This is a genomic window from Stenotrophomonas sp. PS02301 (assembly GCF_029959485.1).
Classification (GTDB): domain Bacteria; phylum Pseudomonadota; class Gammaproteobacteria; order Xanthomonadales; family Xanthomonadaceae; genus Stenotrophomonas; species Stenotrophomonas maltophilia_Z.
The window spans coordinates 22,167-38,225 of the sequence record NZ_JASCOO010000035.1; the positions used below are offsets into that span (position 1 = coordinate 22,167).

Here is a 16,059-nt window from a genome sequence, read left to right on the forward strand (position 1 = left end):
CCCAGGCAGTGATGGCTCAGATCCCCAGCATGCGGCGCAGTGATCCAGGATCGGTGCCGCTGTCGGCAAAGTCGTCGAAGGCGCGCCCGGTCACGCGGATGATGTGGTCGCGGATGAAGGCGGCCCCTTCGCGCGCGCCGTCTTCCGGGTGCTTCAGGCAGCACTCCCACTCCAGCACAGCCCAGCCGGGAAAGTCGTACTGCGCGAATTTCGAGAAGATCGCCTTGAAGTCGATCTGGCCGTCCCCGAGCGAGCGGAACCGCCCAGGACGATCGATCCAGTCCTGGTAACCGCCATACACGCCACTGCGCGCGCTGGCGTGATACTCCGCGTCCTTGACGTGGAAGATGCCGATGCGATCGTGGTAGCGGTCGATGAAACCCAGGTAGTCCATCTGCTGCAGCAGCAGGTGACTGGGGTCGTACAGGATCTTCGCGCGGGGATGGTGGTCCACCACCTTGAGAAAGCGCTCGAACGTTGCGCCGTCATGCAGGTCCTCGCCCGGGTGGATCTCGAAACACAGATCCACGCCGCAGGTGTCGAACGCATCCAGGATCGGACGCCAGCGGCGGCCGAGTTCGGCGAAGGCTTCGTCCACCAACCCCGGCGGTCGTTGCGGCCAGGGATAGAAGTAGGGCCAGGCCAGCGCGCCGGAGAACGTGGCGTGCGCGGTCAGCCCCAGGCGCTGGCTGGCCTTGGCGGCCAGCAGCAGCTGCTCCACCGCCCAGGCCTGGCGGGCCGCGGGATCACCGCGTTTGTCCGGTGGTGCGAATCCGTCGAACAGGCTGTCATAGGCCGGATGGACGGCAACCAGCTGCCCCTGCAGGTGGGTGGACAGCTCGGTGATCTGCAGGCCGTGTGCGGCCAGCATGCCGGCGACGTCGTCGCAGTAGGCCTGGCTGCGCGCCGCCTCGGCCAGATCGAACAGGTGGGGCGCGCTGGTCGGCACTTGTACGCCAGAATAGCCCAGCCCCGCGGCCCATCCGGCCAGCGTGTCCAGCCGATCGAACGGAGGTGTGTCGCCAATGAACTGCGCCAGGAACAGTGCTGGACCCTTGAGCGTTTTCAAGCGGATTCGCCCTCGATGCAATCGATTGCATTATCCTAGCAGGGGCATTCGAAAGAGCTGTTGTGCACTGCACAGCGGAAGGAAGAGGTAACGCCATGGCCACCATCTACGACATCGCAAAGCACGTCGGTGTTTCCGCCGGCACGGTGTCGCGGGCGCTGTCCCGGCCGGAGAAAGTCCTGCCGGCCACGCGCGCGCGCATCGAACAGGCGGCGTCGGCGCTGGGCTATGTCCCCAACACGGTTGCCCGGACACTCAAGACCCAGCGCAGCGGCAAGATCCTGGTCACCGTGCCGGACATCGCCAATCCGTTCTTCGCCCAGATCCTGCAGGGCGCGGAGGACGCGGCGCAGGCCGTTGGCTACGCTGTCCTGCTCGGCGATACCCAGAACCGGCCCGAGCGCGAGGAGCGCTATGCACAGATGCTCCTGCGCAACGAGGCCGATGGCCTGATCGTGCTGGGCCATCGCCTGCCGCCGACGGCGCGCGAGATCGTCCAGCAGCGCGGCGCCGCCGCGCCGGTGGTCAACGGATGCGAGTTCGATCCCGCGCTGGGCATCCCCAGCGTCCACATCGACAACGCGGCCGCCGCGCGCGCCGTGATGGAACACCTGTACGGGCTGGGGCACGAGCGGATCGCCGTGGTCGGTGGGCCGCGCGACAATCCTCTGCACCAGCAACGACTGGAAGGCGTCCGGACCGCTGCCAAGGCGCGTGGCCGCCTGCGCCAGTTGAGCGTCGTGCCGGGCGACTTCACCATCGAATCCGGGCACGCGGCCGGGATGTCGCTGTTGACGCGCGCGCCCGTGCCGACGGCGGTGTTCTGTTTCAGCGACCAGATGGCACTGGGCGTCCTGGCGGCCTGCCGGGATCTGGGCATCCGGGTGCCGGGTGATCTGTCCGTCGTCGGCTTCGACGACCTGGCATCGTCGCGTTACCTCACGCCTCCGCTGACGACCATCAGGCAACCGATGCGGGAGATCGGTGCCCGCGCGGTCAACCTGCTGCTCGCCATCATCGAACGTGTCGATGTGCCACTTCAGCAGACGCTGGATTTCAGTTTGATGCTGCGGGGCTCGACTGCCTCGCCCGGGCGGAGGTGAGGCAGGGTGACATATGGCTGCTGCGACACGGTGGCGCCAGTTGTGTCACGCGCGTGTGGATGGGAGAGAGGGGCAGCGATGCGCGCGGATGGATTCGCCTCAGCCCAGGGTGACCTCCGCCGCCTCGCCAGTCGTGCAGGACGGCGCGATCCACACATCGAACGCACCCGCTTCAGCGCGGCGGATGCCATCCACGCCGGTGAACTCGAGCATCGATTCGTTCAAGAGAAAAGCGACGTCCAGCGACTCCCCACCGGCGAGGGTGATCTTGTCGAAGCCTTTGAGCTCCCGGACTGGCCGCACTCGGCTCGCGACCCGGTCGTGGATGTAGAGTTGCACGACCTCTTCGACGGTCCGCTCGCCGAGATTGCGCACGCGCGCGCTGACGCGGATCGACTCACCCCGCCGAAGCACCGCCGCGTCGACCTGGGTGGGACCGTACTCGACCTTGCCATAGGTCAGGCCATGCCCGAACGGATACAGCGCTTCATGCGGAATCTCCCGCCAGCGCGTCTTGAACTCCTTCATCTCCGGAAGTTCAGGACGGCCGGTGCGTGGATGGTTGTAATAGTAAGGTTGCTGCCCCGACGCGATCGGGAATGACACCGGGAGGCGCCCCGACGGGCTGTAATCACCGAAGAGCACGTCGGCGATGGCATGCCCGGTCTGTGAACCCAGGAACCAGGTGATCAGGACAGCATCGGCGTCGCGCACACCCCCGTGCAGCGCGAGCGCGCGACCATTGCGGACCAAGGCCACCACGGGTGTGCCAGCGGCCGCGACCGCATCGGCCAGCTGTTGCTGGACGGCAGGCAACACGATCTCGATGCGCGATTGCGCCTCGCCGGAGTAGCGCTGCGGCTCGCCCACAGCCAGGATCACCACATCCGCTCGCTGCGCGGCCTGTACGGCCAGTGCCAGACCGCCGTCAATCGCGTCTTCCATGCCGCAGCCGTCGACAATCTCCAGCTGCGTGGCCTCGCCGAGTGCGGCACGCAGGCCGTCTTCAAGAGACACGTAGCGATCGGCGTCGCCGAACAGCGTCCAGCAGCCTTCGATGTTGTCGCGGTCGCGGGCGAACGGTCCGATCAGCGCGATGCGCTGCCCGGTCCTGGCCAGCGGCAGCACGTCGCCAGCATTCTTGAGCATCACGATCGACCGCCGGGCCGACTCGCGCGCCAGGTCCTCATGCCGCGCGAGGCATGCGTCGGAGACATCGTCCATCGCCAGCGAGCGATACGGATTGTCCAGCAGCCCGATGCGCTCCTTGAGTTCCAGCATGCGCCGGACGGCCTGGTCCAAGCGCCACATCGGCACGCTGCCATCGCGGACCAGCGGCGGGAGATGCTGCAGATACAGACCGCTCTGCAGGCTCAGGTCGAGGCCGGCCATGAAGGCTTTCAGTACCGCGTCGCGCATGTCTTCGGCGTAACCATGCGCCACCAGTTCCATCTCCGAGGTGTAATCGGAAATGGTGACACCGTCGAAACGCCACTCGCCGCGCAGCACGTCCGTCAGCAACGGTTTGTTGGCACTGACCGGAACGCCGTTGATATCGTTGAACGCGGTCATGACCCCGCCGACGCCGGCATCGACGGCGGCTTTGAACGGAGGCAAGTGCACATCCCGCAGCGTCTGCGGGGCGATATCGACGGTGTTGTAGTCCAGCCCCGCCAGGCAGGCGCCGTAGGCAACGTAGTGCTTGGCCGTGGCGACCAGCGCATCCTCGCCGCGCAGGTCGTCGCCCTGGAAACCCTGTACGCGCGCGGCGCCGAAGCGGCACGCAAGCAGCGTGTCCTCGCCGGTGCCTTCGGCGCCGCGGCTCCAGCGCTGATCGCGGGTCACGTCGATGGCCGGTGCGAAGGTCCAGTGGATCGCCGCGGCGGTCGCTTCCACGGCGGTGGCGCGCGCGGTCCGGCGCGCCAGGTCCGGTTCGAAGGTCGCGGTCTCGCCCAGGGGGATCGGAAACACCGTGCCCATGCCATGGATCACGTCGGCGGCAAGGATCAGAGGGATGCCCAAGCGGCTCTCTTCCACCGCCACCCGCTGCAGCGCCACCGCGCCGTTGCGCCCCTTGCCGTTGAACAGGGCGCCGACCCTGCCTTGGCGGATGAGCTCGAGCACCTGCTCGGCGTTCTGTGCATTGGCGACCGGATTGATATCCGGAACGAACGGGCGAACCATGTCGGCCGTGACGTTGAGCTGGCCAACTTTTTCTTCGATGGTCATCTGCGCCATCAGCGCGTCGATACGGGATGTCATTGGAGCCTCATGAAATCGATTACATGGGGCCATGAAACGGGGTTGACCGCTAAACCGCCAGCGGAACGGCGATCAGTTGCAGGGTGCCGTCACCGATTCGGAGGACCTGCGGATGATCACATGGTGGGGAAGCACCTGTTCGCCCTGTGGCAGGCCGGCATCGCCGGTCAGGCAGTCGAGCAGTGCCTGCGTGGCCGTTGCAGCCATCGCCGCCATCGGTTGGTTGGCCACGGTCAGCGGCGGCCAGGCTCGACGGGCAGCGGCGGTGTCATCGAACGCCGCCAGTGAGAGGTCCTGCGGAATCCGCAGGCCTGCTCGATGGGCCACCCAGAGCACACCCAGCGCCATGTCGTCATTGCTGGCCAGCACGGCGCTCGGCGCTGAGGAGGCACCAAGCAGGTCTTCGCCGATGTCGCAGCCCGACTGGAACGAAAAGCGGCCGTAGCGGACGAGCTCGGGGGCGATCGGCAGTCCGGCTCGCGCCATCGCATCTTCGAAACCGGCAAGCCGCTCCCGGCTGTCGCCATGTTCCATGGGACCGGCCAGGAATGCGATCCGCTGGTGGCCGCTGTCGATCAGGTGCGAAGCCAGCTGATCGGCCGCCAACCGGTTGTCGATGCGGACGGTCTGCATGCCGGGCAGCGCCTGCGCGCCGGCCAGGGCAATGGCGGGCATACGCAGCCGCATGAAGGTGTCCGAGTTCGATAACCGTTCGGCGTAGGGCGGGATGAGGATCAGCCCCTCGGCACCGGCCTTGATCGCATCCATCACCAACTGTTCGGCGTCCTCGAGCGTCGCTGAGGTGCCTTCGCAGACGATCAGTTGGGCGCCCGCCATGTGGGTGCTGGCCAGCACGGCGAGCAGGCTGTCGGTCAGGAAGGGCGAGCGGTCGCCGGAATGGATCAGGGCGATACGTGTTCCCGCTGCACCGGCCAAGCGCCGCGCCTGAAGGTTGGGCACATAGCCGGTCGCACGGATGGCCTCCTTCACCCGCGCACGGGTTTCCGCGCCCACCTTGCCGGTGCCATTGATCACATTGGATACCGTCATGGACGACACACCGGTTCGATCGGCAACGGTCTTCAGTGTTGCGGGGCGATGCGGAGGTTGGCCTGGGGCTGGGCGATTGGCCATCGAAACGTCTGCGGGGGAAACAGCGCGTATTGGAACCGGTTTAACGTTAAACCCCGCTGAGCCGGATGAATCATCCCGGGACCCGGACCCCATTCCCGTTGGTGTGATCCACTACCATGGGCCACCCGTCAGGATGCGCCCGCATGTCGATAGTGATCCCCGCGTTGCCCAAGCCGCCCACCGCCCGCATCGCGGCCTGGTTGCTGATGCTGCTGGGCATGTGGCTGACCTTGAAACTCGGGCTCGTGGTCACCCTGCTGTCGGGCCTGCTGGTGTTCCACCTGACCCATCTGCTGGCCTCCACCGTCGAGGGCAAGTTGCCGCCCGGGCGCGCACGGGCCTATTCGGTGATCGTGCTGTCAGCGTTGATCATCGGCGCGCTGACCCTGGCGGCGATCGGCATCGCCTCGTTCTTCCGCAACGAGACCGGTGGGCCGGATGCGCTGTTGATGCGTCTGATGGACATCCTCAACACCTCCCGCCACCAGGTGCCGGACCTGCTGCAGCCCTATATCCCGGAAGACCTGCAGGCGCTGCGCACGGCGATGAACGACTGGGCGGCGACCCACCGCCAGCAGCTCGGTATCGCCGGCACGTCGGCCGTGCAGATCAGCGTGCGGATCCTGATCGGCATGGTGCTGGGTGCGATGATCGCGCTCTACGACGAGCTGCCGCTGCCGAAGATGGGGCCATTGGCGCAGGAGCTGATCGGCCGCACCAGCCGCATGGCCACGGCGTTCCGGCAGGTGGTGTTTGCCCAGGTGAAGATCTCCCTGCTCAATACGCTGTTCACCGCCATCTTCCTGCTCGGGGTGCTGCCGCTGTTCGGTGTGCATCTGCCGCTGTCCAAGACGCTGGTGCTGATCACCTTCCTCGCCGGCCTGCTGCCGGTGGTGGGCAACATCATCTCCAACACGGTCATCACCATCGTCGCGCTGTCGGTGTCGTTCTACGTGGCCGTGGTCGCGCTGCTTTACCTGGTGGTGATCCACAAGCTGGAGTACTTCCTCAACGCGCGCATCGTCGGGGGCGAGATCCAGGCGCGCGCCTGGGAGCTGCTGCTGGCGATGCTGGTGATGGAAGCCGCGTTCGGGCTGCCAGGGCTGGTCGCGGCGCCGGTGTTCTATGCCTACATCAAGCGCGAACTGCTGGATCAGCGCTGGATCTGAACCACCGGCCGCGGCACGCGCTCCGTTGCTCACAGCCCCCGCCGCGGTCTATAACGCGGGTGGGTCTTCCACGGAAACGGCACCATGGCGACGAATGGTCCACGAGCGTCAGGCAGCAAGGGCGCGCGCCCGCTCCCTGGCAGCGAACCGCGGTTGCTGTCCGGCGGCAATCCGCAGATTCCCAAAGGTGACGGCGATGGCCCGGTACAGGCCTACATCGCCGCGATGCCGGGCTGGAAGCGTGCGGTGGGCGAACGCCTGGATGCGCTGATCGTGGCGACCGTTCCGGGCGTGAACAAAGCGGTCAAATGGAACTCACCGCTATACGGGATCGAAGGCGACGGCTGGTTCCTGAGCCTGCATTGCTTCACCCGCTACATCAAAGTGGCCTTCTTCCGCGGGCGGGCGTTGCAGCCGATCCCGCCGGTCGCCTCGAAAAGCCAGGACACGCGCTACCTGCATATCGGGGAAGGCGTGCCGCTGGACGAAGCCAGTTCCGTGCGTGGGTGGAGCAGGCCAGCCGCCTGCCCGGCGAGCGGATGTAAGGGGCAGGCCGCCCTACAGCTTCAGGTTCAACGACACGTAGGCCGCGCGCCCCGGTGCGGGTGAGAACATCGGCTGGTCATCGCCGCCCCAGAAGAAGTTGTCGTACCACGCATACGCGTACTCGCGGCCGGTCAGGTTCTTCACCTGCACATCCACGCTCAGCCGCTCGGACAGCTGATACGACGCGCTGGCATCGAGCACCGCGAAGGCGCCGAACGTGCCCTGCGTGTTGCGCTCTTCAATGTAATAGTCACCCTGCATCCGGCCCTGCAGGCCGAAGGTCCAACGATCGTTGGCGCGGTAGTCCACGCCGATGTTGCTGATGTAGCGCGGCGTGGCGATGACTTCGTTGCCGGCCAGAGCGGTACCGTCGGTGGTGAAGGCGCTGACCACCTTGGCCTGCTGGATGGCGTGCGAGCCCCACAGCGTCCACTGCTCGCCCAGGCGCGTGGTGACCTGCAGGTCGACGCCTTCGCGACGGGTCTGGCCCAGGCCGACCGAGGTGCCGGTGGCGGGCATGTTGGCGACCTCGTCGGTGGCATCCTGGCGCCACACCGCGATGCGCGCGTCGGTGCCGACAGCCGGGGTGAACTTGATGCCCACCTCCTTGCCGGTATTGATCGAGGGCCGGAAGGTCGCCTGGCCGGCGGTGAGGTAGGCCGGTGCGGTGGAGCCGGTCAGTACCTGGAACGTCCTGCCCCAGTTGGCATAGACGTTCAGGGCCGGGGTGATCGCATAGACCACGCTCAGCTTGGGCTGCTCGATCGTGCCGTAGTGCTGCAGCGGGGCGGTGGTGCCACCGGGCAGGCGGGTGCTGCCGGAGAAGCGGTCGACGCGGTAGGCCGGCACGATCTTCAGGGCAGGGGTGGGCTGATACACGGCCTGCACGTAAGCACCGAGGTTGTCCAGGGAATAGCGGTCATCGTTCTGGATCCGCGCCGGGGTCGAGAAGTCGGTCGGGACGGCGTGGTTGTAGCGCAGGCGGCGATAGGTGTTGTCCTGATGCTCGGCGTTGAGACCGGCCTCGACGGTGAGCGCAGGTGTGGCCCCCCAGGTCAGCGTGCTGAGGAGGCCGGTCTGTTTCTCGTCCCACTGGCGGCGCTGGCGCGGCGCGTTGCCGGGCACGTAGCCGGTGAAGGTCACCTGCCGATCGTCCTCGTAGCGGTTGTAGTACAGCTTGTTGCTGACATGCACGGTGTCACTCAGCTGCAGGTCCAGATGGGTGCTGAGATGGCGCATGTCGCGGTCGTCGAGATCGTTGGCATTCTTGAGCGCCGATCCGCGGCGGTCAGTGGCCAACTCTTCAGCCGTCATGAAGCCGGGCTCGTCCGCCTCGTGGTGGTACACCCGTGCGATCAGGCCGATGGTGAACAGGTCCTCGCCGCCGCTGTAGAACCACTTGCCGCCGAGCGAGTACTTCTTCGAGCGGTCATGGTCGCGGTAGCCATCGGAGGCCTGTGAGGCCAGGAAGTAGTTCTGGGCGACACCGTCCGCTTCGCGACCGATCGCGACCTGCGCTTCGCGGGTGTTGTAGCTGCCGTAGGTGAGTCGCGCATCGGTGTAGTTGCCGCCCTGCCGGGTGCCGAGGTTGATGTTGCCGCCGATGTTGTGCAGGCCGTAGCGCGGGTCGTTGGTGCCGCGCACGACTTCGATGTAGTCGATGTCCAGTGGGAACACCATGTCGATGAAGCGCTGGTTGCCGCTGTTGACGTTGCTGGGAATGCCGTCGATCAGGATCTTGATGCCGTTGAGGTAGCCCTCGCCGTTGAACGCGCGGAAGGTGGCCTTGCCGGACTCCGCGCCCTGGCGGGTTTCAGTCAATTGCATGCCCGGCATCTGGCCAAGCAGTTCCCAGCTGTTGGAGACGTTCTTCTCATGCACCTGGTCGCCGCCCAGCACATCCACCGAGGTCAGCACGCGGTTCGCGGCGAGGGGACGGCGGGAGCCTTCCCGCACGTGCACGCTGCCCAGCGTGATTGCCGCATCGCTGGACTGCGCGCGCGCTTCACCGGCGCACAGGGTCGCCAGCACGGCGGACACCATTGCCTTGGTTCTCATCTCTTTGTGCCTTTCAGTAGCCGTGGGGACAGGGGTAGCGCAAGCCGACAGAAGTCGCTCGCTGAGGGGACGATGCGTCATAAGGAAATAATATAACATTGCATTTATGTTCGCTTCCCCTGAGTTCTGCACCCGTCGCGCCATCGATCTGCACGAGCGCGAAACGATCCACGCGACCGCGTTCAAGGCATTGATCCGCGCCGCGATCGCGCGCAACCAGGCAGCGAAGCCCCTTGCCGCTGCGGCGCGTGCGAAGGCAAGCCAGCGCTCTGCCTGAATCATCACGACCTCCTGCACTGGAACACGCTGCGCGATTCGGCAACGATAAAGGGCTGGGCGAGGCGGCAGCGATGCGGCAGGCCCATTCCCCCACGTTTCCAGGATGTGCCTGTGCTGAGTGTGATCGGCTGTTTGCTTGCGTTGTATCTGGTGTGGCGCGTGATCTGGCCGCTGCGGCTGTCGCGTCCGGTGCGGATCGTACTGGGCCTGCTGGTGGTCGCACTGGCGCTGCACCACCGGATCGTGGCCCAGTTCGCCGGGACCATGGCCTCGCCCGAGATTCCCAAAGCGGTGATCGCGGTGCTCGCGACCGGCTTCACCACGCTGCTGTTGAGTGCGGTGTTCGTGCTGGTGCTGGATGCGCTGCTGCTCATCGCGCGCCTGGTCCGGGCGCAGCGCGTGCTGCCGATGCTGCGCGCGGCGTGGCTGCGCCCTGCAGCGGGCACGTTGGCGCTGCTGCTGTCCGCCTACGGCATCTGGCAGGGCATGGCGGTCCCCAAGCCGCGGCAGATCGAGGTCGCCATCGACGGGCTGCCGGCCGCGTTCGACGGCTACCGCGTGCTGCAGCTCACCGACATCCACGCCAGCCGCCTGCTCACCGGTGCCTGGGTGGAGAAAGTGGTCACCCAGAGCAATGCCCTGCATCCGGATCTGGTGGTGATCACCGGGGATCTGATCGACGGCAGCGTCAGCGCCCGCGCCAACGATTTCGCGCCTCTGGCCAGTCTGCACGCGCCCGATGGCGTCATCGCGATCACCGGCAATCATGAGTACTACGCGCAGTACGCCGAGTGGATGCAGGCCTTTCGCGGGCAGGGCATGCAGGTGCTGGAGAACACCCACACGCAGGTCAAGCGTGACGGTGCGACGTTGACCATCGCCGGTGTCACCGATCCGGTGGCCGCGCGCTACGGCCTGCCCATGCCGGACCTGACCGCCGCACTGGCCGGCGCGGACCCGCAGGCGCCGGTGATCCTGCTCGACCATCGTCCGGTGGAGGCACGCGCGAATGCCGCGAAGGGCGTCGCGCTGCAGCTCTCCGGCCACACCCACGGCGGCCACATCCTCGGCATGGACCAGCTGGTCAAGCGCGCCAATGGCGGCTTTGTCTCCGGGCGCTATGAGGTGAATGGCATGACCTTGTATGTCAGCAACGGTGCCGGGTTGTGGCCGGGCTTCGCGGCGCGTATCGGCGTGCCGTCCGAGATCACCCTGATCACGCTGCGACCGCGCTGATGGTGTGTGGATACGGTATGCCCGGGGTGGTGCTGCCGGACACCGAGGCCTGGACGGTGCGCGATCCGGTGGGCCGCGATTATCCGATCTGGGTGTCGCTGCCGGCCGGCTACGAGCGGGATACACACCTGCGCTACCCGGTGCTGTATGTCACCGATGCGCTGTACAGCTTTCCACTCGCGCGCAGCGTGCGCAACATGGTGGGGCAGGGCGGTGCGCACCTGGCGCCCTTCATCCTGGTCGGGCTGCCTCCGCAGCAGGGGCTGAGCTCGCAGCAGAGCCGCTCGCGTGATTACACCCCGACCCAGCCCACCCGCAGCCCCGGGGACGACTACACCGATGGCATCACCTACGGCGGCGCTGCGCACTACCGGGATTTCCTGGCGCAGCGTGTGCTGCCACAGGTCCAGGCGCGCTACCGGACCGATCCAGCGCAGCGTGCGTTCGCCGGCCATTCCTACGGCGGTCTGTTCGGCGCCTTCGTGTTGCTGACGCGCCCGGCGATGTTCCAGCGCTACATCCTGTCCAGTCCTTCGCTATGGTTTGATCAGCATGTGATCGAGCGGATCGAGGCGGACTATGCCAGTGCGCATGCGGATCTCGACGCCCGCGTGCTGCTGTCGATCGGCGCACACGAAACCCCGGCGTCCGCTGCGCCCTTCGCCGCCCGCAACGATATGGTCGCGCATACCCGGTCCTTTGCCGACCGCCTGCGCGGGCGCGGGTATCCCGGCCTGCAGCTGGAAACACGCGTGGTGCCGGATGAGGATCACCTCACCGTTTACCCGGCGATGCTCACCCGTGCGCTGTTGGCGCTGTTCCCCACTGGGAGCACGTTCCGGACCGTGTGAAATTTCCGCCAGTGGCTGTGCACGCCTCGGTCACCGGGCAGCGCGGAGGCTGGGCGCACGAGCCCTGACCTGCGGAGATTCCATGACCACTCTGACCCTGCCCGAACTGGCCAAGAAGATGGCCGGCATCGATTTCGCGATGCTGCAGACCCACACCGCCAGCGGCGAGATCGCCGGCCGGCCGATGAGCAACAACGGTGACGTGGACTACGACGGCGACAGTTATTTCTTCGCCTTCGACAATGCTGACATGGTGGCCGAGATCGAACGCGACCCGAAAGTGGCGCTGTCCTTCACCGGCAGCAAATCGCTGCTGGGCAAGCCGCCGTTGTTCGTGGCCGTGGAAGGCCATGCCACGCTCAGCCGCGACCGCGCGACCCTGCAGGCGCATTGGGTCCCGGATCTGGAACGCTGGTTCAAGCAGGGCGTGGATACGCCCGGCATCGTGCTGATCCAGGTCAAGGCGACCCGCATCCACTACTGGTCGGGCGAGGACGACGGCGAGATCCGCCTGTAAACGATGCCTGCCTCGTCGATCAAGATCGGATGCGCAGGCTGGTCGATTCCCAGCCGTTACGCCGCATTGACCGGCGCGGGCGAGAGCATGCTCGCGCGCTACGCAACGCGGTTCCCGGTGGTTGAGATCAACTCCTCTTTCTATCGGCCGCACCAGCAGCGCACGTATGAACGCTGGGCGGCGAGCGTGCCGGCCACTTTCCGGTTCTCGGTGAAGCTGCCCAAGGCCATCTCGCATGAGGCAGCGCTGCGCGGTTGCGGTCCGGCGCTGGAGCGCTTCCTTGAGGAGACGGCCGGCCTGGGCCGCACGCTGGGTGGGCTGCTGCTGCAGCTGCCGCCGAGCCATGCCTTCGATGCGCGGGTGGCGGCCGGCTTCTTCGGCATGCTGCGGCGTCGCACCGATGTGCGCGTGGTCTGCGAGCCACGCCACACCACCTGGTTCACACCGCAGGCCGACGCGATGCTGCAGCGGCATGCGATCGGGCGTGTCGGCGCGGACCCTGCGCGAGTTCCCGAGGCTGCCCAGCCGGCCGGTGACGCCGGATGGCGCTACTGGCGATGGCATGGCGCGCCACGCATGTACTACAGCGACTATGACGACGCAGCACTGCGGGAGTTGGCCAGGACGGTTGCTGCGCGGACAGCAGGTGCGCGCTGGGTGATCTTCGACAACACTGCCCATGGGTTCGCCATCGCCAATGCGTCCCGGCTGCAGGACATCCTGAGCGGCGCTACCCTCCAGGAGCCCGGACATGCCTGAAGGTCCCTCCATCGTCATCCTGCGTGAGGCCGCCGCCAAGTTCCGCGGCAAGACCGTGCGCCTGGCCACCGGCAACAGTTCGTTGGACCTGACCCGCATGGAAGGGCGGCGGGTGGTGGCGCTGCGCAGCTGGGGCAAGCACTTCCTGATCGAGTTCCGCGGCTTCAGCCTGCGCGTGCACATGCTGATGTTCGGCAGCTACCGCATCGATGAGCGCAAGCCGTCGCCACCGCGGGTGTCGCTGCAGTTCGACAACGGCGAGCTCAACATCTATGCCTCGTCGGTGAAGTACATCGAAGGCGCGCTGGAGGACACCTACGACTGGCGCGGGGATGTGATGAACCCGGCCTGGGATCCCGGGCTGGCGCGCAGGAAGCTCAAGCAGCAGCCGGAAACGTTGATCTGCGACGCGCTGCTGGACCAGGATATCTTTGCCGGCGTGGGCAACATCATCAAGAACGAGGTGCTGTTCCGCACGCGTGTGCATCCCGAATCCACGGTCGGCGCGCTGCCACCGCGCAAGCTGGGCGAGATCATCAAACAGGCGCGACAGTACAGCTTCGATTTCCTGGACTGGAAGCAGCAGTTCGTGCTGCGCCAGCACTGGCTGGTCCACACCAAACGGACCTGCCCCCACTGCGGCGGCCCCCTCAGCAAGACCTACCCGGGCACGACCCGGCGGCGGACGTTTTTCTGCCCGGTGTGCCAGGTGCGCCATGGCGCCGCGCCTGCCGGGTGCAAGGCCGCGCCGAACGCACGCAAGGCCGCCCCGAGGCGTTCAGCCAGGTCCTCGCCCATGGCGTAGGATGGGTCCACACGCACGTACGCGCGTCCTGCGCGATCGATACCTGATCGCCTTCGCTCCTTTCTCAGAGTCCTTCATGCCGCCAGCGGAATGAAGGCTCCCGTGTCCCACGGAGCGCTCATGCCGGGCTATACCACCCGCATTCTCACCATCCCGGTCGGCGGTCACGACTTCCGTATTCGCGCGCTCAGCGATCTGCAGCAGTTTTCCGATCCCACCGGACGCGCCCAGCGGGCCGGCATCCACTCCTCGCTGTGGAGCCTGTTCGGTCAGATCTGGCCGGCCGGCCGCGCGCTGGCCGATACCATGAGCCACTTCGATGTGACCGGTAAGCGGATCCTGGAGCTGGGCTGCGGGCTGGGCCTGTCCAGCCTGGTGCTGGCCCATCGCGGCGCGGATGTCGTGGCGACCGACCACCATCCACTGGCCGAATCCTTCCTGGCCTACAACGCCGGCCTCAACGACCTGCCCGCGGTGACCTACCGTGACCTGCCCTGGGAGGTCCCTGACGGTTCGCTGGGGCGCTTCGACCTGATCATCGGCAGCGACATCCTCTACGAACGGGGGCATGCCCATCAGATCGCGGCGATGATGCTGCGGCACGCCAAGCCCGATGCCGAGCTGCTGATCACCGATCCCGGCCGCGGCAACGTGGGGTCGTTCTCGCGTGGCATGGCCCTGCAGGGCTTCGATGTGACCGAGGAACTGGGGCTGTTCGAGGATGAAGGCAATGCGCCGGGCAACGGCCGCCTGCTGAGCTATCGGCGGGGTGCGGTGCGGCCGGCGGCCGTGGCCTGAGCGCAGGCAGGGCGTGTTGCGACACGATGGCTCTGCTGTGACGCGGCGTGCAGATCGACTGGCGTAGGCTGTCGCCGTCCAGATGCGGCCCAGGCGGCCGGGAGTCCCTCGATGCGATCTCGTCCACTGCCGCGCCGCGAAGGCCTGCGTGTTTTCAGGATGCAGGCTTGAGCACGGCCGCCACCGCGCCCACTGCGCGCCCGCAGACGCGCTCGATGATCATCGCCGGTCTCTCCACGGTGGTGGAGTGGTACGACTTCACCCTTTACCTGTATCTGGCCACGGTGCTGTCGCGCGTGTTCTTCGGCGGCGGCGAGAACGCGCTGCTGGCTACCCTGGCCGGGTTTGCGGTGTCGTATCTGATGCGGCCCCTGGGTGCACTGGTCTTCGGCCATCTCGGCGACCGTTTCGGGCGGCGCTACATGCTGCTGGCCTCGATGTTGCTGATGACCGTGGCGATGCTCGCCACCGCGCTGCTGCCCACCTTCGAGAGCATCGGCGCCGCTGCCGGTGTGCTGCTGTTGCTGCTGCGCTGCCTGATGGCGTTCTCGGTGGGCGGCGAGTACACGGGCGTGGTCGCCTATCTGCTGGAAACCGCACCCGTGCGAAGGCGCGGGCTGGTGACCTCATTGGCGTCGGCCGCGAGCGAAGTGGGGGCCCTGCTGGCGGTGGCGTTGTCAGCGCTGACCGTCGCGCTGCTGAGCACGGCGCAGCTGGATGGCTGGGGCTGGCGGATTCCGTTTTTCGTCGGTGCGGCGCTGGCCGGTGCGATCCTGCTGGCGCGCTCGACCATGCACGAGTCGCCCGAGTTCGAGCGGCAGCAAGCCGAGGGTACCGTGCCGGCGTCGCCGATCCGCGATACCTGGCGGCATCACAAGCCCGCGATTGCGCGAACCTTTGCCATCTCCGCACTGGGCTCGATCACTTATTACGTCGGCATTACCTATGTGCCCGCGTTCCTCGGTTCGGTGGGGCAGGTGAGTGAGTCGGAGGCGTTGTGGCTGTCCACGGTCGCGGCGGTGGCAGTGATCGTGGTGACACCACTGGCCGGTGCGCTGTCCGACCGGATCGGGCGTCGCCCGGTGTTGATCGCGTTGGCCGGGCTGTCGGCGCTGCTGCCGTTGACCATGTTCTCGGTGATGGCCGGGGGCAGCACCGTGGCGATCGGGCTGGCGGCGGTGGTGCTGGCGTGTCTGGCCGGTGGGGTGAGTGCGGTGGCGGCCCCTGCCACGGCCGAGCAGTTCCCCGGCGAAGGGCGCCTCAGCGGGCTGGCACTGGGCGTCACCATGGCCACGGCGTTCTTCGGTGGCGCGACGCCGTTGCTGGCCGAACTGCTGGTGCGGCATACCGGCTGGTCGTCGGCCCCCGGGGCGATGATCGCCGTGGTGGCAGTACTGGTGCTGCCGGTGATGTGGACGCTGCGCGAGACGCGACCCAGGTAGTGCCGGCCGCTGGCCGGCTCCACGCAATGCC

15 protein-coding genes are annotated in these 16,059 nt (G+C 66.8%); 11 read left to right on the top strand and 4 right to left on the bottom strand.

Annotated features, from left to right (window positions below; all coding sequences use genetic code 11):
• Positions 1 to 16 precede the first annotated feature (16 nt).
• Positions 17 to 1,069, bottom strand: coding sequence for a sugar phosphate isomerase/epimerase family protein (locus tag QMX81_RS10685; RefSeq protein WP_282261305.1), 1,053 nt, complete (start codon positions 1,067 to 1,069; stop codon positions 17 to 19).
• Positions 1,070 to 1,164: 95 nt separating this feature from the next.
• Between QMX81_RS10685 and QMX81_RS10690 the strand changes: the two genes are divergently transcribed.
• Positions 1,165 to 2,172 carry a LacI family DNA-binding transcriptional regulator gene (locus tag QMX81_RS10690; protein ID WP_282261307.1) on the top strand — a complete coding sequence of 336 codons (1,008 nt, stop codon included), beginning with the start codon at positions 1,165 to 1,167 and terminating at the stop codon, positions 2,170 to 2,172.
• A gap of 99 nt (positions 2,173 to 2,271) precedes the next feature.
• Here the strand turns inward: QMX81_RS10690 and QMX81_RS10695 are convergent, their stop codons facing one another.
• Both QMX81_RS10695 and QMX81_RS10700 read right to left on the bottom strand, forming a co-directional pair.
• Positions 2,272 to 4,434 (bottom strand): glycoside hydrolase family 3 N-terminal domain-containing protein, encoded by a 2,163-nt coding sequence (locus tag QMX81_RS10695; protein WP_282261309.1) that lies wholly within the window; start codon positions 4,432 to 4,434, stop codon positions 2,272 to 2,274.
• A 72-nt stretch (positions 4,435 to 4,506) separates the two neighbouring features.
• On the bottom strand, positions 4,507 to 5,661 hold the full coding sequence (locus QMX81_RS10700) for a LacI family DNA-binding transcriptional regulator (RefSeq protein WP_152153634.1): 1,155 nt from the start codon (positions 5,659 to 5,661) through the stop codon (positions 4,507 to 4,509).
• A gap of 50 nt (positions 5,662 to 5,711) precedes the next feature.
• On the opposite strand from QMX81_RS10700, the gene QMX81_RS10705 reads away from it, so the two are divergent.
• Positions 5,712 to 6,737, top strand: a complete 1,026-nt coding sequence (locus tag QMX81_RS10705) for an AI-2E family transporter (RefSeq protein WP_121043289.1) — start codon at positions 5,712 to 5,714, stop codon at positions 6,735 to 6,737.
• 153 nt (positions 6,738 to 6,890) lie between these two features.
• Positions 6,891 to 7,346 carry a DUF1801 domain-containing protein gene (locus QMX81_RS10710; protein ID WP_282261312.1) on the top strand — a complete coding sequence of 152 codons (456 nt, stop codon included), beginning with the start codon at positions 6,891 to 6,893 and terminating at the stop codon, positions 7,344 to 7,346.
• On the opposite strand, the gene QMX81_RS10715 is transcribed toward QMX81_RS10710, so the two are convergent.
• Positions 7,296 to 9,341 carry a TonB-dependent receptor gene (locus tag QMX81_RS10715; protein ID WP_282261314.1) on the bottom strand — a complete coding sequence of 682 codons (2,046 nt, stop codon included), beginning with the start codon at positions 9,339 to 9,341 and terminating at the stop codon, positions 7,296 to 7,298. The two genes, QMX81_RS10710 and QMX81_RS10715, sit on opposite strands and share 51 nt — an antisense overlap.
• Before the next feature lie 106 nt (positions 9,342 to 9,447).
• Here QMX81_RS10715 and QMX81_RS10720 point away from each other — a divergent pair, with 106 nt between their 5' ends.
• The 8 genes from QMX81_RS10720 to QMX81_RS10755 all read left to right on the top strand — a co-directional run bounded on the left by QMX81_RS10720 (position 9,448) and on the right by QMX81_RS10755 (position 16,028).
• A complete protein-coding gene (locus QMX81_RS10720; protein ID WP_183073817.1) occupies positions 9,448 to 9,618 on the top strand; it encodes a hypothetical protein in 171 nt (56 codons plus the stop codon).
• 113 nt (positions 9,619 to 9,731) lie between these two features.
• Positions 9,732 to 10,856: a metallophosphoesterase gene (locus QMX81_RS10725; RefSeq protein WP_282261316.1), complete on the top strand. Its 1,125-nt coding sequence runs from the start codon at positions 9,732 to 9,734 to the stop codon at positions 10,854 to 10,856.
• A gap of 17 nt (positions 10,857 to 10,873) precedes the next feature.
• The gene (locus QMX81_RS10730; RefSeq protein ID WP_152153642.1) at positions 10,874 to 11,707 is read left to right on the top strand and encodes an alpha/beta hydrolase-fold protein; all 834 of its coding nucleotides are present in this window, start codon (positions 10,874 to 10,876) and stop codon (positions 11,705 to 11,707) included.
• Positions 11,708 to 11,789: 82 nt separating this feature from the next.
• Positions 11,790 to 12,224: a pyridoxamine 5'-phosphate oxidase family protein gene (locus QMX81_RS10735; protein ID WP_121043299.1), complete on the top strand. Its 435-nt coding sequence runs from the start codon at positions 11,790 to 11,792 to the stop codon at positions 12,222 to 12,224.
• Between the two features lie 3 nt (positions 12,225 to 12,227).
• On the top strand, positions 12,228 to 12,983 hold the full coding sequence (locus QMX81_RS10740; protein ID WP_282261322.1) for a DUF72 domain-containing protein: 756 nt from the start codon (positions 12,228 to 12,230) through the stop codon (positions 12,981 to 12,983).
• On the top strand, positions 12,976 to 13,788 hold the full coding sequence (locus QMX81_RS10745; protein WP_282261324.1) for a DNA-formamidopyrimidine glycosylase family protein: 813 nt from the start codon (positions 12,976 to 12,978) through the stop codon (positions 13,786 to 13,788). The genes QMX81_RS10740 and QMX81_RS10745 overlap by 8 nt, the downstream gene beginning before the upstream one ends.
• Positions 13,789 to 13,908: 120 nt before the next feature.
• Positions 13,909 to 14,586, top strand: coding sequence for a methyltransferase domain-containing protein (locus tag QMX81_RS10750; RefSeq protein ID WP_121043308.1), 678 nt, complete (start codon positions 13,909 to 13,911; stop codon positions 14,584 to 14,586).
• 215 nt (positions 14,587 to 14,801) lie between these two features.
• Positions 14,802 to 16,028 (top strand): MFS transporter, encoded by a 1,227-nt coding sequence (locus tag QMX81_RS10755; protein ID WP_282261325.1) that lies wholly within the window; start codon positions 14,802 to 14,804, stop codon positions 16,026 to 16,028.
• Positions 16,029 to 16,059: the final 31 nt, after the last annotated feature.